This is a genomic window from Salmonella sp. SAL4457, assembly GCF_046548235.1.
Lineage (GTDB): Bacteria > Pseudomonadota > Gammaproteobacteria > Enterobacterales > Enterobacteriaceae > Salmonella > Salmonella enterica.
Window position 1 is genome coordinate 1 of record NZ_JBGDZO010000876.1, and the last position, 255, is coordinate 255.

A 255-nucleotide genomic window follows, 5' to 3' on the forward strand; every position below is an offset into this window, starting at 1 on the left:
TTTTACAACCTGGTGTATGATGTAGGAGTGGATGCGGGTGAAGCCCTTCGTATGTGCAGCCTTTACCCGGCGCAAGCGCTGAACTGCGGGCACCGGTACGGGAAAATTGCCCCGCACTATGCAGGGCAATTCGTGGTGCTAAACAAGCAATTAAAATTGGTTGGTGTGCTTAACTGAAAGAGCGAACGGTAACCGTTGCTTTATTCCTCTTGTGATATTGTAAAAACCAGGTAATTGTAAAGGTTGGTATAATAT

At 46.3% G+C, this 255-nt stretch carries 1 protein-coding gene; it reads left to right on the forward strand.

Translation table 11 applies throughout. The features are described 5' to 3' along the window. Window positions 1-12: 12 nt before the first annotated feature. A complete protein-coding gene (locus ACLJNW_RS26700; RefSeq protein WP_410961583.1) occupies window positions 13-177 on the forward strand; it encodes an amidohydrolase family protein in 165 nt (54 codons plus the stop codon). Window positions 178-255: the final 78 nt, after the last annotated feature.